Annotated in this window: 22 protein-coding genes; 1 reads left to right on the forward strand and 21 read right to left on the reverse strand. The window is 49.8% G+C overall.

Annotated elements, in window-relative coordinates; translation table 11 throughout:
- Nucleotides 1-74: 74 nt before the first annotated feature.
- The 5 genes from recG to ACVC9U_RS10515 all read right to left on the reverse strand — a co-directional run bounded on the left by recG (nucleotide 75) and on the right by ACVC9U_RS10515 (nucleotide 5,916).
- Nucleotides 75-2,123 (reverse strand): ATP-dependent DNA helicase RecG, encoded by a 2,049-nt coding sequence (recG, locus tag ACVC9U_RS10495; RefSeq protein WP_020451359.1) that lies wholly within the window; start codon nucleotides 2,121-2,123, stop codon nucleotides 75-77.
- Entirely contained in the window at nucleotides 2,101-3,003 is a 903-nt protein-coding gene (sdaAA, locus tag ACVC9U_RS10500; RefSeq protein ID WP_065644114.1) for an L-serine ammonia-lyase, iron-sulfur-dependent, subunit alpha, read from the reverse strand. Before sdaAA ends, recG begins: the two co-directional genes overlap by 23 nt.
- A 17-nt stretch (nucleotides 3,004-3,020) precedes the next feature.
- Nucleotides 3,021-3,683: an L-serine ammonia-lyase, iron-sulfur-dependent subunit beta gene (gene sdaAB, locus ACVC9U_RS10505; protein WP_080131364.1), complete on the reverse strand. Its 663-nt coding sequence runs from the start codon at nucleotides 3,681-3,683 to the stop codon at nucleotides 3,021-3,023.
- A gap of 179 nt (nucleotides 3,684-3,862) precedes the next feature.
- On the reverse strand, nucleotides 3,863-5,536 hold the full coding sequence (locus ACVC9U_RS10510; protein WP_080131363.1) for a DAK2 domain-containing protein: 1,674 nt from the start codon (nucleotides 5,534-5,536) through the stop codon (nucleotides 3,863-3,865).
- A 17-nt stretch (nucleotides 5,537-5,553) separates the two neighbouring features.
- On the reverse strand, nucleotides 5,554-5,916 hold the full coding sequence (locus ACVC9U_RS10515; protein WP_003181687.1) for an Asp23/Gls24 family envelope stress response protein: 363 nt from the start codon (nucleotides 5,914-5,916) through the stop codon (nucleotides 5,554-5,556).
- A 286-nt stretch (nucleotides 5,917-6,202) separates the two neighbouring features.
- On the opposite strand from ACVC9U_RS10515, the gene rpmB reads away from it, so the two are divergent.
- Nucleotides 6,203-6,391, forward strand: coding sequence for a 50S ribosomal protein L28 (gene rpmB, locus ACVC9U_RS10520; RefSeq protein WP_003181685.1), 189 nt, complete (start codon nucleotides 6,203-6,205; stop codon nucleotides 6,389-6,391).
- Between the two features lie 122 nt (nucleotides 6,392-6,513).
- On the opposite strand, the gene spoVM is transcribed toward rpmB, so the two are convergent.
- The 16 genes from spoVM to ACVC9U_RS10600 all read right to left on the reverse strand — a co-directional run bounded on the left by spoVM (nucleotide 6,514) and on the right by ACVC9U_RS10600 (nucleotide 21,342).
- Nucleotides 6,514-6,594: a stage V sporulation protein SpoVM gene (gene spoVM, locus ACVC9U_RS10525; RefSeq protein ID WP_003221545.1), complete on the reverse strand. Its 81-nt coding sequence runs from the start codon at nucleotides 6,592-6,594 to the stop codon at nucleotides 6,514-6,516.
- Between the two features lie 85 nt (nucleotides 6,595-6,679).
- The gene (locus ACVC9U_RS10530) at nucleotides 6,680-7,324 is read right to left on the reverse strand and encodes a thiamine diphosphokinase (RefSeq protein WP_096748457.1); all 645 of its coding nucleotides are present in this window, start codon (nucleotides 7,322-7,324) and stop codon (nucleotides 6,680-6,682) included.
- A gap of 75 nt (nucleotides 7,325-7,399) precedes the next feature.
- Complete coding sequence (gene rpe / locus ACVC9U_RS10535) at nucleotides 7,400-8,056, reverse strand: ribulose-phosphate 3-epimerase (protein WP_039072720.1); 657 nt, start codon at nucleotides 8,054-8,056, stop codon at nucleotides 7,400-7,402.
- Nucleotides 8,057-8,059: 3 nt separating this feature from the next.
- Nucleotides 8,060-8,944, reverse strand: a complete 885-nt coding sequence (gene rsgA, locus ACVC9U_RS10540) for a ribosome small subunit-dependent GTPase A (protein WP_096748089.1) — start codon at nucleotides 8,942-8,944, stop codon at nucleotides 8,060-8,062.
- Between the two features lie 12 nt (nucleotides 8,945-8,956).
- Nucleotides 8,957-10,930 (reverse strand): Stk1 family PASTA domain-containing Ser/Thr kinase, encoded by a 1,974-nt coding sequence (pknB, locus tag ACVC9U_RS10545; RefSeq protein ID WP_096748088.1) that lies wholly within the window; start codon nucleotides 10,928-10,930, stop codon nucleotides 8,957-8,959.
- Nucleotides 10,924-11,688: a Stp1/IreP family PP2C-type Ser/Thr phosphatase gene (locus tag ACVC9U_RS10550; RefSeq protein ID WP_096748456.1), complete on the reverse strand. Its 765-nt coding sequence runs from the start codon at nucleotides 11,686-11,688 to the stop codon at nucleotides 10,924-10,926. Before ACVC9U_RS10550 ends, pknB begins: the two co-directional genes overlap by 7 nt.
- A 7-nt stretch (nucleotides 11,689-11,695) precedes the next feature.
- On the reverse strand, nucleotides 11,696-12,781 hold the full coding sequence (rlmN, locus tag ACVC9U_RS10555; RefSeq protein ID WP_217626288.1) for a dual-specificity RNA methyltransferase RlmN: 1,086 nt from the start codon (nucleotides 12,779-12,781) through the stop codon (nucleotides 11,696-11,698).
- Nucleotides 12,781-14,127 carry a 16S rRNA (cytosine(967)-C(5))-methyltransferase RsmB gene (gene rsmB, locus ACVC9U_RS10560; RefSeq protein WP_145645631.1) on the reverse strand — a complete coding sequence of 449 codons (1,347 nt, stop codon included), beginning with the start codon at nucleotides 14,125-14,127 and terminating at the stop codon, nucleotides 12,781-12,783. The genes rlmN and rsmB overlap by 1 nt, the downstream gene beginning before the upstream one ends.
- The gene (fmt, locus tag ACVC9U_RS10565; RefSeq protein ID WP_441390792.1) at nucleotides 14,117-15,067 is read right to left on the reverse strand and encodes a methionyl-tRNA formyltransferase; all 951 of its coding nucleotides are present in this window, start codon (nucleotides 15,065-15,067) and stop codon (nucleotides 14,117-14,119) included. The genes rsmB and fmt overlap by 11 nt, the downstream gene beginning before the upstream one ends.
- Before the next feature lie 4 nt (nucleotides 15,068-15,071).
- A complete protein-coding gene (gene def / locus ACVC9U_RS10570) occupies nucleotides 15,072-15,554 on the reverse strand; it encodes a peptide deformylase (RefSeq protein WP_009328532.1) in 483 nt (160 codons plus the stop codon).
- Between the two features lie 29 nt (nucleotides 15,555-15,583).
- Nucleotides 15,584-18,001, reverse strand: coding sequence for a primosomal protein N' (gene priA, locus ACVC9U_RS10575; RefSeq protein WP_011197970.1), 2,418 nt, complete (start codon nucleotides 17,999-18,001; stop codon nucleotides 15,584-15,586).
- A complete protein-coding gene (coaBC, locus tag ACVC9U_RS10580) occupies nucleotides 17,998-19,215 on the reverse strand; it encodes a bifunctional phosphopantothenoylcysteine decarboxylase/phosphopantothenate--cysteine ligase CoaBC (protein WP_003181663.1) in 1,218 nt (405 codons plus the stop codon). Before coaBC ends, priA begins: the two co-directional genes overlap by 4 nt.
- An 81-nt stretch (nucleotides 19,216-19,296) precedes the next feature.
- Complete coding sequence (gene rpoZ, locus ACVC9U_RS10585; RefSeq protein WP_003181661.1) at nucleotides 19,297-19,497, reverse strand: DNA-directed RNA polymerase subunit omega; 201 nt, start codon at nucleotides 19,495-19,497, stop codon at nucleotides 19,297-19,299.
- A gap of 2 nt (nucleotides 19,498-19,499) precedes the next feature.
- Nucleotides 19,500-20,114: a guanylate kinase gene (gene gmk, locus ACVC9U_RS10590; protein ID WP_003181659.1), complete on the reverse strand. Its 615-nt coding sequence runs from the start codon at nucleotides 20,112-20,114 to the stop codon at nucleotides 19,500-19,502.
- Between the two features lie 7 nt (nucleotides 20,115-20,121).
- A complete protein-coding gene (gene remA / locus ACVC9U_RS10595) occupies nucleotides 20,122-20,391 on the reverse strand; it encodes an extracellular matrix/biofilm regulator RemA (protein WP_003181657.1) in 270 nt (89 codons plus the stop codon).
- Nucleotides 20,392-20,466: 75 nt separating this feature from the next.
- The gene (locus ACVC9U_RS10600) at nucleotides 20,467-21,342 is read right to left on the reverse strand and encodes a YicC/YloC family endoribonuclease (protein ID WP_003181655.1); all 876 of its coding nucleotides are present in this window, start codon (nucleotides 21,340-21,342) and stop codon (nucleotides 20,467-20,469) included.
- Nucleotide 21,343: the final 1 nt, after the last annotated feature.

Below are 21,343 nucleotides of genomic sequence, written 5' to 3' on the forward strand. Positions count from 1 at the left end.
TAGTATATAATTTCATAGATTGGAATGCAATCTTTCTTTACCCGCCGACAATAAATTTTCACAGGACTTCCAGGTCAGCTCAGCTTTTCTCCTTCCATCACCCCGCTGTTTTGCAAGTGTTCCCGCAGGCTTTCATATTCGGCATCCGTCCAGAACGCCTTTGAAGAGACAAGTTCTGCAGCGTCTCTTCTTGCCGTTTCCAGCGCGCGGTAGTCGTGAACCATGTCAGCGACTTTAAACTCCGGCATCCCGCTCTGTTTTTTGCCGAAGAAGTCCCCGGGTCCTCTGAGTTCAAGGTCCTTTTCAGAAAGCTCAAAGCCGTCGGTCGTCTCAGACATGATGCTCATGCGCTCTTTGCCCGTTTCAGATTTCGGATCTGCCATCAGGATGCAATACGACTGGTGGTCGCCCCGCCCGACCCGGCCGCGAAGCTGGTGCAGTTGGGAAAGACCGAACCGGTCGGCATCATAGATCAGCATGACCGTCGCATTCGGAACGTTTACGCCGACTTCAACGACGGTTGTGGAAACGAGAATCTGGCATTCGTTTTTGCTGAACTGCCTCATCACCTGTTCTTTCTCGTCATTTGAGAGCTTTCCGTGCATGAGACCGATCTGCCACCTTCCTCTGAAAGCATGGGTCAGCATGCTGTGCACATCGATGGCGTTTTGAACGTCGAGCTTGTCCGATTCTTCGATCAAGGGACAAATCACATATGCCTGTCTGCCTTTTTTCAGTTCTTTTTCGATAAACGCGAGAATTCGTTCGAGCATGTCGTGCTTCACCCAATAAGTCTCGATCCGCTTTCGCCCAGCCGGCATTTCATCGATGACGGACACATCCATTTCCCCGAAAACCGTAATTGCCAGTGTCCTTGGAATCGGCGTCGCCGTCATAAACAAGACATCGGGATCTTTCCCTTTGCTTCTCAGTTTTTTTCTTTGCTCGACACCGAAGCGGTGCTGTTCATCGGTGATCACGAGACCGAGCTGTTTAAAATGGACATCGTCCTGAATAAGGGCGTGCGTCCCCACCAAAATATCAATTTCTCCTTCTTTTAATCTTTCTAAAAGCTCTCTTCTCCTTTTCCCTTTCACAGAGCTTGTTAAAAGCGCAACATTGACATCGTACTGCTCAAAGAGGGATACCAATGAATCGGCGTGCTGTTCCGCCAGTATTTCGGTCGGCACCATCATCGCTCCCTGGAATCCCGAAAGCAGCGAGGCGTATAACGCAATCGCGGCGACGGCCGTTTTGCCTGATCCGACGTCTCCTTGTAAAAGCCGATTCATTTTATACCCTGAAGCCATGTCCCTTAATATGTCGTCGAGCGCTTTCGCCTGCGCGTTTGTCAAAGGAAACGGGAGGCTTTTGACAAACGAATTGACGTCTTCCGTTTTAAAGGTGTGGCTGATTCCGTCGGACGCTTCCCGCTCGAACTTCCGTAAAGCCTGCATTTTCAGCTGAAACAGTAAAAATTCTTCATATACAAAGCGGCGCCGCGCATGTTTTAAAGCTTCCCTCGACTCGGGCTTGTGCATCGCCTTCACCGCCTCCTGGTAAGACAGAAGTTTATAGGCGGTCCTAAGCTTTTCCGGAAGGGGGTCTTCGGCAGACGGCAAATGGCTGCGGACGGCTTCCTGAATCAATTTCCTCATTGTCTTTACGGTGATATTTTCTTTGACGGAGTAAACGGGTTCAATCGACTGGTCACCTTGGTGCGGCCCGTTTTTCAGCTCCTGTACCATCACGGATTGTCTGTGCTTGTCCCATTTTCCGGTTACGGTAACGATCGAACCGATCGCAAGCTTTTTTTTCAAATAAGGCCTGTTAAAACAAACTGCTGTGATCAAATAGTTTCCGACCAATAGCCGGAACGTGAGGCGGCTCCGCTTTTTCCCGTAATAGGCAAGAGAAGGCTCGCTGTGAACCTTCCCTTCTACCGTCACTCGTTCGTCGTGTGCCACTTCTTCCAAATCGCGCAATTCATAATCGTCATATCGGTACGGGAAGTAGTTTAAAAGATCAAGAACCGTATAGATTCCGAGCTCATTTAACGTTTTTTCCGTTTCCGTCCCGACGCCTTTTATAACAGATATACTAAGTTGCAGATTGTGTTCCACGTGCAGCTGACGCTCCTCCGAATATTTTTTTCTCCAATTCTTTGCCCGTCGGTGTTGCAGCAAGACCACCCCGGCCTGTTTCCCTCAGTGCCGTCGGCATCGTCTGCCCGATTTTATACATCGCATCGATCACTTCATCGCATGGAATGCGGCTTGTAATGCCGGCAAGCGCCATATCAGCCGCGACCATCGCGTTGGCTGCGCCCATTGCGTTCCGCTTCACACACGGCACCTCAACGAGCCCTGCGACAGGATCGCAGACTAGACCGAGTACGTTTTTTAAAGCGATGGCCATCGCTTCGGCGCACTGTTCAGGGGTTCCGCCCGCCATTTCGACGATGGCGGCAGCCGCCATGCCCGAGGCCGAGCCGACTTCAGCCTGACAGCCTCCCGCGGCTCCCGAAATGCTCGCATTGTTGGCAACGACGAATCCGAACGCTCCCGATGTAAATAAAAAGCGGACCATCTGCTCTTTCGTCGGCTGAAGTTTCTCTTTTACCGCAAAAAGCGTCCCCGGGACAACGCCGGCCGAACCGGCCGTCGGCGTTGCGCAAATCGTTCCCATCGCAGCGTTGACTTCATTTGTCGCAACCGCTTTGCTGACAGCGTCAAGGATGACATTCCCTGACAGCCCTTTGCCCGATTTGAGGTAGGCTTGAAGCTTAACGGCGTCTCCCCCCGTCAATCCGGAGTGCGACACGACGCCTTCAACACCTTTTTGCACAGCATCTTCCATCACGGTCAAGTTGGCTTCCATCTGCTCGAATATTTCTTCCCGCGTCCGGCCTGACACCTCGATCTCCTGCGCGATCATGATTTCAGAGATGGACACGTTCTTTTCTTTTGTCAGCTGAATTAATTCTTTTACATTTCGAAACATATCGTCTCACCCTCCTTTTAGTCAGCGATCTGGGTCACCTCAATGATGTTCGGCAGCGCTCTCAATTCTTCAAAAACAGCCGGATCGATCGTTTGATCGACCTCAATCGTCATGAGCGCTTCCTGGCCGACGTCTTTGCGGGCCACTTCCATATGGCCGATGTTGATTGCGAACTTTGCAAGCACATTGGCTACGCCTGCAATCGTTCCGTAGCGGTCGTTATGGACGACTAAAATAGCAGGGTGATTTCCCGACAATCTGAGCTCAAAGCCGTTCAGCTCAATGATTTCGATTTTCCCCCCGCCGATTGAGATGCCTGCGAGTTCAAGGGAGCCTTCATCATCAGAGATGAGGATGCGGGCTGTATTGGGATGCGTTGGAACCGCTTCTTCTTCCCGGAACTCGATGGCGATTCCCTTTTCTTCAGCTAGGCGGATCGAATCTTTGATTCTTTCATCAAATGTTTCAAAATCCAAAAGGCCGCCGATGATCGCAACATCTGTTCCATGTCCTTTATACGTCTCGGCAAAAGAACCGTACAATGACACAACGATTTGTTTCGGCTCCCTCCCAAACACGCTTCTGGCGACTCTGCCGATTCTGGCCGCGCCGGCCGTATGAGAACTTGACGGACCGATCATGACGGGCCCGATAATATCAAACACACTTCTGTACTTCATCCTTATCCCCCTTTTACACACAGATTCCCCCGCTGTACGGAGGAAAAAAAGCCGTTTTTTTTAGACTAATCGATCATTCCCCAATTGGCAAGCAGACAACGTCCGAGCGGGCTGATGCTTTAAAAAAAGCCAAAAGAAGAGAAGGGCTTTTATCATCATGCCCTTCTGCCTTTGATCGATTATTCAACAGCCAGAATGTAGGAATACAGCGGCTGTTTTCCGTCGTGCACTTCCACTTCAACGTCTTCGTACGTCTCGCTGATAAAGGCTGCGAGTTCTTCGGCCTCTTCTTCCGGCGCGTCTTCCCCTTTGATCACAGTGACGATTTCACTGTCTTCATCGATCATGCCTGCGAGCAGCTTTTTCGCTGCTGCTAACTGGTCAGATGCCGTCTCAACGATTTTACCGTTTAAGATGCCCATAAAATCGCCTTTTTTAATATCGATGCCGTCAATGTTAGTGTCTCTGACCGCATAGGTGATTTGTCCGCTTTTCACCTCGCCGATCGCACCGAGCATAGCGGCTTGATTCTCGTCCGCTCCAAGGGCCGGGTTGAATGCGAGGAGCGCGGCCATTCCTTGAGGAACGGTCTTCGTCGGGATGACAATCACATGTTGTCCGGCAACATCCGCGGCCTGGTTCGCCGCCATGACAATGTTTGAATTATTCGGCAGAATCAAGACCGTGTCCGCGTTGGCGTCTTTTATCGCCTGAACGATGTCTTCCGTGCTCGGATTCATCGTCTGACCGCCTTCGATGACCTTTGTGGCGCCGATGCTTTCGAAAAGTTCGGCGATTCCTTCTCCCATGGCCACTGTGACGACGCCGTACGGCTGCTTTTCAGCCGGCGCTTTTTCTGCCGGGGCAGCTGCCTCCTGTTTGTTCTGATTGAGAATCGCGCTGTGCTGCTCTCTCATGTTTTCGATTTTCATGTTGATTAAGCTGCCGTATTTTTGCGCATAAGTCATGACTTCCCCCGGATATTCGGCGTGGATGTGCACCTTGGCGATATTTTCGTCTGAGACGACGAGCAGTGAATCACCGAAGCCGCTTAAATCCTGGCGGAACGCATCTTCATTAAAGTTTCTTTTACCGCTGTCGAGCTTTACCATAAATTCCGTGCAATAGCCGAATTCGATGTCTTCTGTATTCATGTGGCTTTGAGCGTTTTTATGGTGCTCCGCGCTGACAAGATCATCCAATGACGGAAGAGCGGCCGCTTTTTCAGAAAGCTTTTCTCCCTTTAAAGAAGCGAGAAACCCTTCATACACGTAAAGAAGCCCTTTTCCGCCGCTGTCGACGACACCGACTTCCTTTAAAACCGGAAGCAGCTCAGGCGTCCGCTCCAATGAAGCCTCCGCTTCATTCACGACGGCTTCCATCACCTTGATGATATCGGTTTCAGTTTGAGCGGTGAGCACTGCTTTTTTTGCCGCATCTTTGGCAACCGTCAAGATCGTGCCTTCGACAGGCTTCATGACGGCCTTGTAGGCAGTGTCCACTCCGGCCTGGAACGCGGCGGCAAATTCTTTCGCGTTAATTTCCGATTTCTGTTCAATCGATTTGCCAAAGCCTCTGAACAGCTGGGATAAAATGACGCCCGAGTTTCCCCGCGCTCCCATCAGAAGCCCTCTTGACAGGCTTTGTGCCACTTTGCCGATATTGGCGGCATCGATCTGCTCCACTTCTTTTGCACCGGATGTCATCGACAGATTCATGTTCGTTCCTGTATCTCCGTCCGGAACCGGAAATACATTTAACGCATCAACTACATTTGCGTTTTGAGACAGATGGCGTGCGCCGTACAGAACCATTTCTGCAAAAGCTTTTCCATCCAGATTTCGTATAGACACTCTTGTTTTCCTCCTAACTACGGGTTCGTCACTCGTACTCCTTGAACGTAAATATTTACGGAATCCACTGCAAGACCCACTGTATGGTCGAGCGTATATTTGACTTTTGTTTGAACATTATGTGCCACTTCTGAAATTTTTGTTCCGTAGCTGACAATGATGTACATGTCAATATGAATACGATCTTCTTCTTGGCGGACGATGACGCCTCTTGCAAAGTTTTCTTTTCTGAGGATTTCAGTCAGTCCGTCTTTAATTTGGTTCTTGGATGCCATACCTACGATCCCGTAGCAGTCGATCGCTGCGCCTCCCGCAACCATGGCGACCACTTCGTTTGATATATCAATCTGTCCGTATTTTGTTCGGAATTCAATGGACACGTTGGTTCCTCCTTTTCGAGTCTCGCTTCTGACCTCTGGTTAACATCATTCTACTATAAGGACCTTCTTTTTAAAAGAACAGGCAGGCTTCTCTCCAAACCTAACCCTACTTATACTACAGCGCGTTCATTTTTTCAAGATGTCAAGGGATTTTTCTTGAAAGCAGAGCAATCAATAGTTGCAAACGGTTTTCAGCTGTGGTAAATTATTAAAGTATCTGAAGCATCACAGGTGATCAACTGATAATGAATGATGATGTTTTTTTTGATAGTTAGGAGGGAAACAAATGGCACGTAAATGCGTTATTACAGGCAGAAAATCACGTTCTGGCAACTCTCGTTCTCACGCGATGAACGCTTCTAAACGCACATGGGGCGCTAACGTTCAAAAAGTGCGCATCCTTGTGAACGGCAAGCCTAAAAAAGTATATGTATCTGCTCGAGCTTTGAAATCTGGAAAAGTTGAGCGTGTATAAGAAAAAATAAACGCCTGCCAAGAGCGACTGTACGCTTTAGGCAGGCGTTTTTTCGTTCTTTTGCTTGCCATCCGGGGAGAGCCCTTTGACCCGCTCCGCAAAAAAAGCGCACCCGGCGCTTCTTAGTCTTTGCGAAACGAGCCAAGCATCGCCCGGACGATTCCCCCTAAAAACTTCGGTAATTTAATGGTGTAAAATTTCATTCCCTTCCCTCCTCAAAGAGTCCGCAACCGCATCCACCTTCAACATCGGATCCCAAACACAAAGCGAGCGGAAGCGCCAGGATATTTAATCAGTGCTTCTTATCATTATTAATATGCCTTCAGAAAACGAAAAAGCACCTTGTGAATGGATGAGTTCGTTACTAATACATAGTGTCGAACCTAGAGCAATATGACACTTATTTAAAGAATACTTAAATCCTTCGAGGGAAAGGTTTTTTACCGTCTCCGTAAACGGCAGGAATGAAATGTACGGTGTTGTTTGATCACGCATGACGGTGTAAGAGCCTTGGGGGTGCATGCTGATCGTATTTTGGCGGTCGATCATGACGGTCTTGACGTTTTGCTTCATCGCGGTGTAAAGGAGATGCAGATTCCCGAGAAAATGGTCTGCTCTGCCTCCCGAAATGCCGAACATTCTAATGCATGAAGGCCGCTGTCCGACCGCCCAGCTCAACGCAAGGTCCAAGTCCGTCTGATCTTTTTCCGCCTGATAAATATGGAGGCGGGGAGCCGCCTTTTCAATCGCTTTTTTTTGCTCGTCTGTGATGCTGTCAAAATCCCCGAACGCTTCATCAGGCACGATCCCCGCTGCCAAAAGGGTTACAGCACCTCTGTCAACCCCGACCCAAAGCGCATCGCCGTCCTGATACTGCAGCAAGTCGGGAATGAGATGATCGGGACCTCCCGCTACAATATTGATCGTTTTCATCGCATTGTCCTTTCTGTAAACGCCGTAAAAAAAGAGCGCAGCTTGAGAAAGCCGGCTCTTTTTCATCGGGAAACCTTACCCAAGCGCACCTTTTATATCGGAAATGGCTTTTTTGCGGTCTTTTTCGTTATAAACGGCAGAGCCCGCAACAAGCAGATTTGCCCCTGCTTCGATACACTGTCTTGCCGTCATTTTGTTGACGCCGCCGTCCACTTCAATCAGCAGGTCGGCGAGCCCTTTTTGCTCGGCCATCTCCTTGACCTGCCTGATTTTCGGCAGGACTGAGGAAATAAACGACTGTCCGCCGAAGCCCGGATTCACTGTCATCAATAGTACGAGATCAAGGTCTTCAAGCACATGCTCGATCTGCTGCACAGGGGTATGCGGATTCAAGACAACACCCGCTTTGACTCCTTGCTCTTTGATGAGCTGGATCGTCCTGTGAAGGTGCGGGCACGCTTCAACATGGACGGACAAAATATCGGCGCCCGCTTTTGCAAAAGCAGGTATATAGCGGTCAGGCGCTTCAATCATTAAATGAACGTCGAGCGGAAGTTCTGTGATCGGGCGGACGGCTTCCACTACAAGCGGCCCGATGGTCAGGTTGGGAACGAAATGGCCGTCCATCACATCGATGTGGATGAAATCGGCGCCGCCTTGTTCAACATCCCGAATCTCTTCCCCTAGACGGGCAAAATCGGCTGAAAGAATCGAAGGAGCAACATATACCATATCTTAATACCTCGGCTTTCTGTCTTTGATCTCTGTTAAAAATTCAACATAATGGTCGTAGCGATACTGGGCGATTTCACCATTTTCCACGGCGCGTTTGACGGCGCAGTTCGGCTCTTTCATATGCAGGCACCCGCGGAACTTGCATTCGGCGCTTTTTTCGCTGATTTCCAAAAACGCAGACCCTAAATCTTCAGCTTCAATACCGGCAAACTCAAGCGAGCTGAAGCCCGGGGTGTCGGCGACGAGCCCGCCGTTTATATCGATCAGCTCCACATGGCGGGTCGTATGCTTTCCCCTTCCCAAGTGAGCGGAAATCCCGGCGGTTTTCAGTTCAAGGTCGGGGCTGATCGCATTTAAAAGCGAAGACTTGCCCACGCCGGACTGGCCGGCGAATACGGTGATTTTGTCTTGAAAATGGGAGACGATGTCTTCGATGCCGCTTCCGTTTTTCATCGATGTCATATAGACGCTGTACCCAATGTTCCGGTAGTCATCGGCATATTGGTGAATCCGCTCTTTGAGCGCGTCATCATCCACGAGGTCCATTTTCGTAATGCATATGATCGGCCTGATGCCACCCGCCTCAACCAGCACTAAAAAACGATCCAATAGCGACGTGCTGAATGTCGGCTCTTTTGCCGAAAACACGAGAACCGCCTGATCCACGTTGCTGATCGGAGGTCTGACCAATTCATTGAATCTGTCTTTAATCTCGAGAATGTAGCCTTCTTTATCGTTATCGGCCTGGTAGACGACATCGTCGCCGACGAGAGGGGTGATTTTATTTTTTCTGAAAACCCCTCTTCCCCTGCACTGAATGATCTGATCACCATCCAAAACATAGTAAAATCCGCTTAATGCTTTAATGATTTTGCCCTCAGGCATATCGCACCTCCCTTATTCATCCTCAGGATATTCAATCGTTTTTGACCTGACTACTTTATCGTTGATCGTTACTTGATAATACCCTTTTTGCCCGGGCGCAATCCTGAATTTAATCGTCCGCTCTGCCGGCGCCGTGATTTTAAAATTTTCATAGACGTCGGAAATGCTGTGTTCTTCATCATCGATCGAAATTTGGACGTTTTGTTCTTCGCCCTCCGCTCCCGGTTCATAAGGGATATCAATTTTCTCGGTCACCGTTTTGACGGGTTTTTTCTCAGGTCCGAGCGAAAACGTAACCTCGACTTTGTCTCCCGGCTTGACGGATGCCCCCGCCCCCGGCTTTTGTTTGATGACCTGACCTTCCGGCACATCTTCAGAATGCGCCTCCTTTTCGACAAGGACAAGCTGATGGTCGTCCAAATAGCCCGAAGCCGCCTGTTTGCTGTATGTTTTTAAATCCCTTAAAGTAATGGCTTCCGGACCGAGGCTGACCGTTAATTTGATCTCGTCGTCGGCGGCAACGATTTCGGTGCCGGCTGCAGGGTCCTGTTCGATGATGGTACCCGCTTCTTCTTCATGGTGCACTTCTTCTGTCTTGATGTTTTTAAAGCCCTTTTGCTCGAGAAGCTTTTTGGCGGCATCGACTTTCTGGCCGACCACATCTTCCACTTCTGTTTTCTCTTTCCCTGAGCTTTTATAAAGCTTAACAGTTGAGCCTTCCTTTACGATATCGCCGGCTGCAGGGTCCGTTTTCACGATCAGCCCTTCTTCAATTTTATCGTCGGCAATGTCTTCAGCATTCGGATCCACTTCAAACCCTTCGTCTTCAAGCTTGATGACGGCTTCTTCATACTCAAGGCCTGCTACATCGGGAACGGCTACATCTTTTGGAATAAAGAGCGACGGAAACACCGTCAAAGCCAAGACGGCTGACACAACGAGAACGAAAAACACCGTCAGCAATATAAGCGGCCATTTCTTTCTTTTTTTCTTCTTGTTTGCTTTTGACTGCTTCTTCTTTTCTTTCTTTGATAACGGAGCCGCTTCCGCTTCTCCGTCGCCGGACTTGTCGCCGCTCTCGTCTTCCGGCAGGTTTTTGATGATCGGAACAGCTTTCGTCATCTCATCATCAGCTGGAATCGTGAATCGCTTTTCGTTGAGCCTGTCCGGGTCGAAAGCCGTTTTTAAATCGGATTCCATCTCTTCGGCCGCTTCATAGCGGTGGAATGGATCTTTTGCCATCGCTTTCAGGACGATGTTTTCTATGCTTTGCGGCACAGCCGGGTTCCACCTTTTCACCGACGGCGTTTCTGATTGCAGATGCTTCAGCGCGATGCTGACCGCCGATTCTCCTTCAAACGGCATACGCGCCGTCAGCAGCTCGAAAAGCACGATGCCGAGCGAGTAGATATCGGATTTTTTCGTAGACAATCCGCCTCTCGCCTGTTCGGGCGACAAATAATGGACAGAGCCCAAAACCGAGTTGGTGTGCGTGATGGTCGTCGAACTGAGCGCCATGGCGATGCCGAAATCGGTCACTTTAATGTGGCCCATATGGTCGATCAAAATGTTGTGGGGCTTAATATCCCGGTGAACAATCTGGTTATCATGGGCGTGTGCGATGGCGGATACGATCTGCTCCATGATTTGGACCGCTTCTTTTGGATGAAGCGGGCCTGTTCGGTTTATGTATTCTTTCAGGGTCATCCCCTCGACATACTCCATCACGATATAATAGATGTCATCTTCTTCTCCGACATCATAAATGCTGACGATATTCGGGTGGTCGAGGCTTGCAGCGGACTGCGCTTCCCTTCTGAACCGCCTGATAAAATCGGCATCGTGAACGAAGTCAAACCGCAGCACTTTTATCGCGACTTCACGGTCGAGGATGATGTCCAGCGCTAAATAAACGTTCGCCATCCCCCCGCCGCCGATGGCGCGCAGGATTTCGTAACGTCCGCTGATCCGTCTGCCGATTAACACTTGTCTTCACCTTCTTCTATTTGAGAAGGAAGTTCCAATAGCGCGACGGTGATATTGTCCTCGCCGCCGTTGTTATTGGCCAGCTGAACGAGCTGTTCCGCTTTCTCCTCCGCAGAAGAAAGAGCTGTCAGCATATCCTTCAGTGACTCATCGTCTACTTTATTCGTCAGCCCGTCAGAGCATAATAGAACTTGATCGCCCGGTTCGATTTCAAAAGTATGGGCTTCAACCTTCACTTCCGGATCAGTGCCAAGCGCTTTTGTCAGCACGTTCTTCCGCGGATGGTGTTCGGCATCTTCCTTCGAAATCCCCCCTGTCCGCACGAGTTCATTGACAAGCGAGTGATCTTCCGTCAGCTGTATGAAATGGCCGCCTTGCAGGAGATAGCAGCGGCTGTCTCCGATATGGGCGACTGTCAGCGTTTTTCCCGTGTATAAAGCGCAGACGACCGTTGTTCCCATTCCCTGGCACTCTTCATGCGCCCTCGCATGGTCGAAAAGTTTTTGGTTGACGGCTGAAATCTGCTCTTTCAGCCAAGCTTCGCATTCAGCCGGCGAAGCCGGGACTTCTTCGGTTTCCTCCCAGATATCCCGAAGGGCTGAGACGGCCATCCTGCTGGCAACGTCGCCGGCCAGATGACCTCCCATTCCATCGCAGACAACAGCTAAAACCAGTCCGTTTTTTTCTGTGAAAATGCCGGCATCGTCTTCATTGTGCTGGCGTATTTTTCCCCTGTCCGTTTTTAAGGCTGTTTTCAACCTTGATTCACCTCGTCTCTTCCTGGCGCTCCTTTGCACGAAGCTGTCCGCAGGCAGCGTCAATATCATGGCCTTGCTCTCTTCTGATCGTGACATTTACTCCATGAGACTTTAATGTTTTTTCAAAGGCGAAAATCTGTTCTTTCGGTGTTCTGACATAGTCTCGTTCAGGTACATAGTTGACCGGAATCAAGTTGACGTGGCATTTGATTCCTTTTAGCAATTCAGCCAGCTCTTCCGCGTGTTCAACCTGATCGTTAACACCGCCGAAAAGCCCGTATTCAAACGTAACCCTTCTGCCGGTTTTCTTAATGTAGTAATCGACCGCTTTCATCAGCTCCGGCAGCTTGTAGGCTCTGTTGATCGGCATCAGCCGGCTTCTGATCTCAGTGTTCGGGGCGTGCAGAGAAATCGCAAAGTTGATCTGCAGCTTCTCGTCTGCAAACTCATAGATTTTCGGAATGATCCCGCTCGTTGATACGGTGATATGGCGCGCCCCGATATTCAGCCCTTTATCATGGTTGACGATTTTCAGGAATGCAAGCATTTCCTGAAAATTATCGAACGGCTCGCCGATTCCCATAATGACGATGGAACTGACGCGTTCATCTGTTTCATCAAGCGCCTGCTGCACTTTGACAACCTGTGCGACGATCTCTCCGGCTTCCAGGTTCCGCTTTAAGCCGCCGAGGGTCGACGCGCAAAACGTACAGCCGATTCGGCAGCCCACCTGTGTCGTTACACAAACAGAATTGCCATATTCGTGCCGCATTAATACGGTTTCGATCGTGTAGCCGTCATGAAGCTCAAATAAAAACTTCATTGTTCCATCTTGTGAAGTCTGCTTGACGGCCGTTTTCAGTGTCGTTAATACGAAATGCTCGTTCAGCTTTGTCCGCAGCTCTTTTGAAAGGTTTGTCATCTTTTCAAATGACGTGACTCTCTTTTCGTAAAGCCATTCGAATATTTGCGCGGCGCGGAAAGGCTTTTCGCCGTTTTCCGAAAGCCAGTTTTTCAGTTCTTCTATTTCAAAAGAATAGATGGACGGTCTTTCTGCCCGCAATTCTTTTCTTACTTTTTGTTTCGATTCCATTATTGTGATCCCTTCTTTCTCATGCTGCAAATAAAGAAGCCGTCCGTTCCGAAGTAGTGGGGAAGGATTTGAATGCTTCCATCCTTGACATACGGCGCCGCTTTTTCGGGCAGCCGCTCGGCGAGGGTGGGGTCTGCTTCAAATTCGTCGTGTTCTTTCAAAAAAGCATGCATGACTTGTTCATTTTCGGTCGGGTCCATTGTGCATGTGCTGTAGACCAATGTCCCGCCTGTTTTCAATAAAGGTGCGATTTCGTTTAAAATCGCCAGCTGAATCCCAGCGAGACGCGCGCTGTCTTCGGGCGTTTTGCTGTATTTGAGATCCGGTTTTCTGCGGATGACACCGAAGCCCGAACACGGAGCGTCGACGAGAATCCGGTCAAACTGCTCCGGTTCGAAGGCTTCGCCGGCTTTTCTGGCATCCAGCGTTCTTGCTTCAATGTTGGAAAGCCCGATCCGGCCTGCCGCTTCTTTGATCAGCTTTACTTTATGCTGATGAAGGTCAAGGGAAATGATCTTTCCCGTATCTTCGAGCAGTTCGCCGATATGAGTGGATTTTCCTCCCGGCGCTGCGCAGGCGTCCAGCACCGTTTCTCCCCGTTCAGGACCGAGGGCTCGCGCTACCAGCATTGAGCTTTCATCTTGTATGGTGACTTCGCCTTCTTTGAAAAAAGGAGTGGACGCAATCGTTCCTTTTTGCAGTTTGACAGCGTCTTCGGACAAGTCGCCTTCTTCCGCCTCAATCCCCGCTTCATTCAGGCGGGAAAGAAGCGTATCCCGGTCGTGTTTCAGCCTGTTGACGCGGATCGTCTGCTTCGGCGGGATCATGTGAATCCGGCAGATTTGTTCTGCCGCTTCGAACCCGTAGGCATCGGTCCATTCCCTGACAAGCCATTCCGGATGGCTTGTCTCAACCGCAAGGCGTTCAACCGGGTCGGCAATATCAGCAAAAGAAGGCACGCCTTCTCTCTGAACAGAGCGCAGAACGCCGTTAACAAATGAAGAAATTCCTTTATGCCCGCGTTTTTTAGCGATTTCAACAGCTTCAAAAAGGGCGGCCCGGTCAGGGATTTTCTCCAGGTATTCCATCTGGTACAGCGACATTCTCAACAGATGGATGACCCAGTCTTTCACTTTTTCCGGCTTTTTAATAAACGGCTTCAGCATATAATCGAGCGCCAGCTTGTTTTGAAGGGTGCCGTAAACGAGTTCTGTCAAAAGGCCTCTGTCTTTGTCGCTTAAATCGTTCGCTTTCATGACAGACTGAAGCAAAAGATTGCTGTATGCCTGATTCTGGTCAAGCTTAATCAGTGCATCAAGCGCGACTTCCCTCACATTATTTTTCATCGCTATGACCCAATTTCATTCCGGCTTGAAGACCCGCTCCCCTGACAAAATCTTCGGCCTTCATTCTTTTTTTGCCCGCAGGCTGCACTTCCGTTAATTTTAACGCGGTGCCATTTCCGGTAGCGACGACAATGCCGTCTTTTTCAACGGAGACGATTTCTCCCGGCTCTGCCTGTTTTAAGGCTTCGCATTTTTTCGCAGCCCATACTTTCAGCGTCTGGCCGTTTAAGACCGTGTATGCGACAGGCCAAGGATTCAAGCCTCTGACTTGGTTGTACAGGACTTCGCCGGGCTTAGACCAGTCGATCAGTTCCTGCTCGCGTTTAATGTTCGGCGCGTATGTCGCTTTCTGTTCATCCTGTTTTTCCGGGGTTACCGAACCGTCAATGATTCTCGGAACCGTTTCGGAAAGAAGCGCAGCTCCGGCCTTGCTCAGCTTATCGTGGAGCGTGCCGACATTATCTGTTTCTTCGATGTCAACTTCAACCTTGGCGAGCATATCGCCTGCATCCAATTTTTCGACCATGTACATGATCGTCACGCCTGTTTTCTCTTTGCCTTCCAGAATGGCGTAATGGATCGGGGCTCCTCCGCGCAGCTCCGGCAGAAGAGAGGCATGGACATTGATACAGCCGTATTTCGGATAATCGAGGAGCTTTTTCGGCAGGATCTGTCCGAATGCCGCCGTTACGATTAAATCGGGTTCAAGCGCCAAAATCTTGTCCGTTTCCGCTTCTTCCCTCACTTTCTCAGGCTGGAGCACGGGAATGCCGCGGCGCAGCGCTTCCTCCTTGACAGGCGGCGGAGTCATCACCTTTTTTCTGCCTTTCGGGCGGTCAGGCTGGGTGACGACACCCACTACCTCATAGCCGTCATCAATCAATGTGCCGAGCACCGGGACGGAAAAATCCGGCGTTCCCATAAAAACGATCCTTGTCATCCAATCATCCTTCCATTTCCTCAAGTTCTTCCGCATCATAATAGCGCGTTACTTTTGATGTGAATAAAATACCGTCCAAATGGTCGATTTCGTGCAGCAGCGCACGCGCCAAAAAGCCCTCAGCTTCAATCGTAAACGGTTTCCCGCGGCGGTCGAACGCCTTGACCTTTACATAATCGGAACGCTTCACTTCACCGTATAGATCAGGAAAGCTCAAACAGCCTTCAGGACCCGTTTGTTCACCGCTCTCTTCGATGACCTCCGGGTTGACCAGTTCAATTCTTCCCGTGTCATCGCCGATATCGACGACTGCCGCTCTTTTTGAAACGCCGATTTGCGGAGCGGCCAGTCCGACTCCGTCCAGCTCAAGCATCGTATCATACATATTGTCGAGTAGTTTCTTTAATGATTTATCAAAAGACGCAACGGGTTCGGCAGGGGTTTCAAGAACCTCCGCCGGATACGTTACGATCGGTTTTACTGCCAATCTAAAAGCCCTCCATCACACTGTTATTTTTACATCATCATATATGGATTCATGTCGATCGAAATCGCCAATTGCTTTTGTTCAATGTCTCGTTTGTAATGATCCATAATGTTTTTAAGCAACGATGTAAGCTGGTTTTCCTGTTTGTATTTTATCACGCATTGATAGCGATATCTATCTTTAATCCTGGCGATCGGAGATGCGACAGGGCCGAGAATCTTCGCCTCGCTTGAAATGTTCTTTTTTAAATAGGTGGCGATTTTTTCAGTCACGAGTGCCGCCTTCGTCACTTCCTCGTGCGATACGCTGACCAGCGCCAAATAATAATATGGAGGATAGGCCTGTTCCCTTCTGTGCAGCATCTCCTGCCGGAAGAATGTTTCATAATCATGCGTTTTTGTGAGCTGAATGCTGTAATGGGACGGTGTGTACGTCTGAATGATCACCTTGCCCGGCTTTTCGTGGCGCCCCGCTCTTCCGCTCACCTGCGTCATCAGCTGGAACGTTTTTTCAGCGGCTCTGAAATCGGGGATGTGAAGCATCGTATCCGCGCTCAAGACACCGACGAGCGTGACGTTTTCGAAATCGAGCCCTTTGGCGATCATCTGCGTTCCAAGCAGGATATCGGCTTCGCCTCTGCCAAAGGATGTGAGCAGCTTTTCATGCGCTCCCTTTCTTGAGGTTGTATCGACATCCATGCGGATCACCCTTGCAGCCGGCAGAACCTTCGTCAATTCTTCTTCGACCCGCTGTGTGCCTGTACCAAAGTAGCGGATATGCTCGCTTCCGCATTCGGGGCAGCTTGACGGCATGCCGGTTTCATAGCCGCAGTAATGGCACTTCAGACGCTGTCCATACCTGTGGTACGTCAATGAAATTTCACAATGAGGACACTGGATGACATATCCGCAGTCCCTGCACATGACAAATGAGGAATAGCCTCTTTTGTTTAAAAACAGAACGGCCTGCTCTCCTTTTTCAAGAGTTTCCTCAAGCCCGGCCATTAAGTCTTTGGAAAACATCGAGCGGTTTCCGCTGCGCAGTTCCTCTCTCATATCGACGAGAGACACGTCAGGCATGACTTGGTGATTGACGCGGTGCTTGAGAGAAAGAAGCTTGTACACGCCTTTTTTCGCCCTCGCGAACGATTCGAGCGTCGGCGTCGCACTGCCGAGCACGACCGGACACCGGTGGTATTTGGCCCTTTGAATCGCCGCTTCTTTCGCATGGTATCTCGGCATCTCCTCCTGCTTGTACGATGTTTCGTGCTCTTCATCAATTATAATCATGCCGAGATTTTCAAACGGCGCGAAAATCGCCGAGCGCGCCCCGACGACAAGCCGGACTTCTTTGCGGTGGATTTTCCGCCATTCATCATATTTTTCTCCTGTTGAAAGCCCGCTGTGCAGTACGGCTACCTGCGAGCCAAAGCGCCCTTTAAAGCGGTTGACCATCTGCGGCGTCAGGGAAATTTCCGGAACGAGAACGATCGCTTCTTTGCCGGCTTCCAGCACCTTTTCGATCGATTGCAGATAGACTTCCGTTTTTCCGCTTCCGGTCACTCCGTGAAGAAGAAACACATCGTGCCGCTTTTCTTCGATTGCATCCGCTATCGCCTCGTAGGCCTGCGCCTGCTCTTCAGTCAGCGGAAGCGGTTCGGTTTTTTTGAACATTCTGTCCTGATAAGGATCCCTGTAAACCTCCTCTTCGCTTTCCTTTAACAGCCCCTTGTCGATGAGCGCTTTCAAGGACGCGGAAGAGCCCCCCGTTTTGTCGATCAGATCCTTTGCCGGAACAGCGCCGCCCTCTTTGCGGTCGATGAAAAACTGAAGGATCGCTTTTTGTTTGACAGCTTGCGGAGAGAGGCCGGCAAGCGCTTCTTTTAAATGTTCTTTCGCGCAAAGGGGGGCGATCATTCTCCGCATTTTTTTGTTTGTTTTCTGCTTTACTTTATACGCCACTTCAAGATTGCCTTCTTGAACCTGGCGCTGAATCAGCTTTAATGTTCCGTGGTCATTTATATCGGAATAAGAAAGCGTCTCTTTTTGCGAGAACAAGGTTTTTAGCGGTTCGGGAAGCGGTTTATCGCCGATCACCTTGATTTCTTTGCCGTATTTTGCTTTCATAGCCGCGGGGAGCATCGCCTGCAAAGCCGTAATTTTAAAAGAAAGTGTTTTTTCTGTCAGCCAGTCTGACAGCTCAAGCAGCTCCTCCGTCAAAACGGGCGCCAGATCAAGGATATCCTCGATATCCTTAACCGAACGGCCGGCAAGCTCCGACGATTCTTTCACGCTGGTGACAAATCCCTGGATTTTGCGGGCGCCGAACGGAACGATCACGCGCATCCCTTTTTTAATCATACCTTTGAATTTGTCGGGGATGCGGTAATCAAACGGTCTGTCGATATTTTTCGTTGTAACATCGACGATCACTTCAGCGAAGTTCATGAAGACGTCCCGCTCCGTCCGGCAAGCTCAGCGGCTTCCTTCAAGACTGCGGCGGCAACCTCCCGCTTTGACATTAGAGGATGCGCCGTCTTTTTGCCGTCTCGATGAAACACCGTCACGATGTTGGTTTCCGTTCCAAAACCGGCGCCTTCAGCCGTGATATTGTTAGCGACAATCATATCGAGATTTTTCGTCTCCAGCTTTTGTTTGGCATAGTCTTCGACGTGCTGCGTTTCGGCTGCAAAGCCGACCAAGATTTGCTTTGTTTTCCGCTCTCCCAGCGCTTTTAAAATATCCTTCGTCCGTTCAAGCTCAATGACGAGGCCGCCGTCCTTTTTCTTCATTTTTTGATCGTGGACATGTTTTGGCCTGTAATCAGCGACAGCTGCTGTTTTAATGACGATGTCGCTCTCATCGAAAACAGACAGAGCCGCTTGATACATATCTTCTGCGGACTGAACATGAATCACGTCGACCCCTGCGGGATCATCAAGCGATGTCGGGCCTGCAATCAGCGTCACGTGCGCTCCCATTCGTGCCGCTTCCTCAGCGAAAGCATAGCCCATTTTCCCTGTCGAACGGTTGGAGAAAAAGCGGACGGGATCGACTTGTTCTCTTGTCGGCCCCGCTGTAATTACGACGCGCTTTCCTTCAAGCAAACCGCTTTTTTCGCTTGAAAAATACGACTCTGCCAACTGGACGATCCGCTCAGGCTCTTCCAGTCTGCCTTTGCCGATATAGCCGCACGCAAGGTAGCCTTCACTCGGTTCGATAAACCGGTAGCCGTCTTTGTAAAGAACGCTGATGTTCCGCTGAACGGCCGGGTGGTCGTACATATGAACGTTCATCGCCGGAGCGATCCACACCGGCGCTGTCGTCGCCAAAAGCGTCGTCGTCAGCATGTCGTCAGCGATGCCTGAGGCGAGTTTTCCGATCACATTGGCCGTAGCCGGAGCAACGATCACGAGATCCGCCCAATCTGCGGCATCGATATGGGCGATGACACGGGGATTCGGTTCTTCGAACGTATTGGTATATACTTCATTGCGCGAAAGCGCCTGAAAGGTGAGCGGAGACACAAATTCACAGGCGGATTTTGTCATGATGACTTTCACATTGGCTCCTGCCTGCACGAGCTTGCTCGTTAAGGCGGCCGCTTTGTATACCGCGATTCCTCCGCTTACTCCCAGCAGGATGTTGCGATTTTTCAGCATCGTATTTCTCCCCCTTATGTTCTGTTCGCCAGCCCTGAAAAAAATAACAACCTAGTGTATAGGTTGCTATTTTTAAGGCTATTAGCGATTTTCCTTTTCGAATGTAAGCAGTCCGGCATCAATTTCTTCCAATGCTTTGCCTACAAATTTATGCGACTTCGGATTTTCGATCTGCGCGTCTTTGTTCATCTGCATTTCGCGGGCGCGCCGTGCGGATACGGTAACGAGCGTGTATTTTGAATCCAGTTTGTTCATTAAAGAGTCAATTGACGGATCTAGCATATTTATTCAACCTCCAGCATTTTCTTATATCTTGGAGCAACTCGGTCGCGCCGTAAATGTTCGGCGAGAACGATTGCTTTGATTCTTTCGCACGCAAGCTCAATGCTGTCATTTTCGACAACATAGTCATAGGCGTCCATCAGTTCGATTTCTTCCTTCGCCGCTTTCATCCGGTTTTCGATCAGGGCTTCTGTTTCTGTCCCTCTTGTGACAATCCGGTTTTTCAATTCGGCGAGGCTCGGAGGCGCCAAAAAGATAAACAAGCCTTCAGGAAATGCCTTTCTGACTTGCAGCGCACCCTGGACTTCGATTTCAAGAAAAACGTCCCTTCCGCTTTCAAGCGTCTGTTCGACGTAGTCAACGGGTGTTCCGTAATAGTTGCCGACATATTCGGCCCATTCGAGCAGCTTGTTGTTCTCGATCATCTCTTCGAACTCTTCGCGCGTCTTAAAAAAGTAGTCGACGCCGTCTCTTTCGCCTTGACGCGGTTTTCTTGTCGTCACCGAAATCGAATATTCAAATTTTGTGTCCTCCTGAGCAAACAGCGCCTGCCTGACTGTTCCTTTTCCGACGCCGGAAGGGCCGGAGAGAACGATTAACAAACCTCTTTCTTTCATAAAGCTCTTATCCCTGCCCTTCATCCATAATTTCTTCTTTAACGGAAAGCCTTTGTGCTACTGTCTCAGGCTGGACGGCAGATAAGATGATATGGTCACTGTCCATAATGACAACCGCACGGGTTCTTCTTCCATATGTAGCATCTATAAGCATGCCGCGGTCTCTGGCATCCTGGATCATCCGCTTAATAGGCGCGGACTCAGGACTCACAATCGAGATCAGCCGATTCGCGGATATGATATTTCCAAAGCCGATATTGATCAGTTTAATCGTCATCCTATACGTTCCCCCTGTACTTGGACGTCTCTAGTTTAACCTGCAGAGAACATCCGTAAACAATACGCACAATCGCTATTCTATATTTTGCACTTGTTCTTTTATTTTTTCAATAGAGCTTTTCATTTCGACCACATGTTTTGTGATCTGGTGATCATTCGCTTTTGAACCGATCGTGTTCGCTTCACGGTTGAGCTCCTGGACGAGGAAATCGAGCTTTCTCCCCGCGGCTCCTCCCGCTTTGCAAATATCGCGGAACTGGCGGAAATGGCTTTTCAGCCTCGTCACTTCTTCCGTGATATCCGAACGGTCTGCAAACAGTGCGACTTCCGTCAGCAGGCGGCTTTCATCGAGACCGTCTGTTGACCATTCTTCAAGCCGCGCCTCAAGGCGTTCCCGATAGTGGTCGACGACCTTGGGAGCAAGCTCTGCGATGTCGTCTGTCAGCTTTTCAAGCCTTTCAATATGCTGAAGGCAGTCGTCCTTCAGCCTCAGCCCTTCCGCTTCGCGCATGCTGCACAATTCTAGAACGGCAGCCTCGACCGCTTCCAGAAGAACCTCTTCAAGCTTGTCATTTTGGATTGGCTCTTCTTCAACTTGGATGACATGCTCAAACTGAAAGGCGTCTTGAAGCGTGATGTCTCCAGAAAGCCCGCAGCGGTCTTTCATTTCGCGCGCGGCTTTCTGGTACTCTTCAAGCAGCGGCCAGTCAACCTGGATTTTCCGGGTGACCAGAGCCTCGTCGTCAACGGAAACAAACAGCTCCAGCCGCCCCCTTTGTATATGTTTAAAAATCGTTTGCTTTATTTTGTCTTCTAAATAGAGCAAAGGTCTTGGCATGCGGGCGTTTACTTCTTTAAACCGATAGTTGACAGATTTCAGCTCAACAGCTGCTGTCAGCCCATCCTTCGTTTTGCTCGCGCTGCCGAAACCGGTCATACTCCGTATCATA

Source organism: Bacillus sp. GM2, assembly GCF_056155945.1.

Excerpts from the sequence above, each read along its gene's own strand:
- sdaAA (WP_065644114.1), bottom strand. The coding sequence starts at position 3,003 with ATGTTTCGAAATGTAAAAGAATTAATTCAGCTGACAAAAGAAAAGAAC.
- sdaAB (WP_080131364.1), bottom strand. The coding sequence starts at position 3,683 with ATGAAGTACAGAAGTGTGTTTGATATTATCGGGCCCGTCATGATCGGT.
- rpmB (WP_003181685.1), top strand. The coding sequence starts at position 6,203 with ATGGCACGTAAATGCGTTATTACAGGCAGAAAATCACGTTCTGGCAAC.
- spoVM (WP_003221545.1), bottom strand. The coding sequence starts at position 6,594 with ATGAAATTTTACACCATTAAATTACCGAAGTTTTTAGGGGGAATCGTC.
- ACVC9U_RS10530 (WP_096748457.1), bottom strand. The coding sequence starts at position 7,324 with ATGAAAACGATCAATATTGTAGCGGGAGGTCCCGATCATCTCATTCCC.
- rpe (WP_039072720.1), bottom strand. The coding sequence starts at position 8,056 with ATGGTATATGTTGCTCCTTCGATTCTTTCAGCCGATTTTGCCCGTCTA.
- rsgA (WP_096748089.1), bottom strand. The coding sequence starts at position 8,944 with ATGCCTGAGGGCAAAATCATTAAAGCATTAAGCGGATTTTACTATGTT.
- rlmN (WP_217626288.1), bottom strand. The coding sequence starts at position 12,781 with ATGGAATCGAAACAAAAAGTAAGAAAAGAATTGCGGGCAGAAAGACCG.
- rsmB (WP_145645631.1), bottom strand. The coding sequence starts at position 14,127 with ATGAAAAATAATGTGAGGGAAGTCGCGCTTGATGCACTGATTAAGCTT.
- fmt (WP_441390792.1), bottom strand. The coding sequence starts at position 15,067 with ATGACAAGGATCGTTTTTATGGGAACGCCGGATTTTTCCGTCCCGGTG.
- priA (WP_011197970.1), bottom strand. The coding sequence starts at position 18,001 with ATGAACTTCGCTGAAGTGATCGTCGATGTTACAACGAAAAATATCGAC.
- coaBC (WP_003181663.1), bottom strand. The coding sequence starts at position 19,215 with ATGCTGAAAAATCGCAACATCCTGCTGGGAGTAAGCGGAGGAATCGCG.
- rpoZ (WP_003181661.1), bottom strand. The coding sequence starts at position 19,497 with ATGCTAGATCCGTCAATTGACTCTTTAATGAACAAACTGGATTCAAAA.
- gmk (WP_003181659.1), bottom strand. The coding sequence starts at position 20,114 with ATGAAAGAAAGAGGTTTGTTAATCGTTCTCTCCGGCCCTTCCGGCGTC.
- remA (WP_003181657.1), bottom strand. The coding sequence starts at position 20,391 with ATGACGATTAAACTGATCAATATCGGCTTTGGAAATATCATATCCGCG.
- ACVC9U_RS10600 (WP_003181655.1), bottom strand. The coding sequence starts at position 21,342 with ATGATACGGAGTATGACCGGTTTCGGCAGCGCGAGCAAAACGAAGGAT.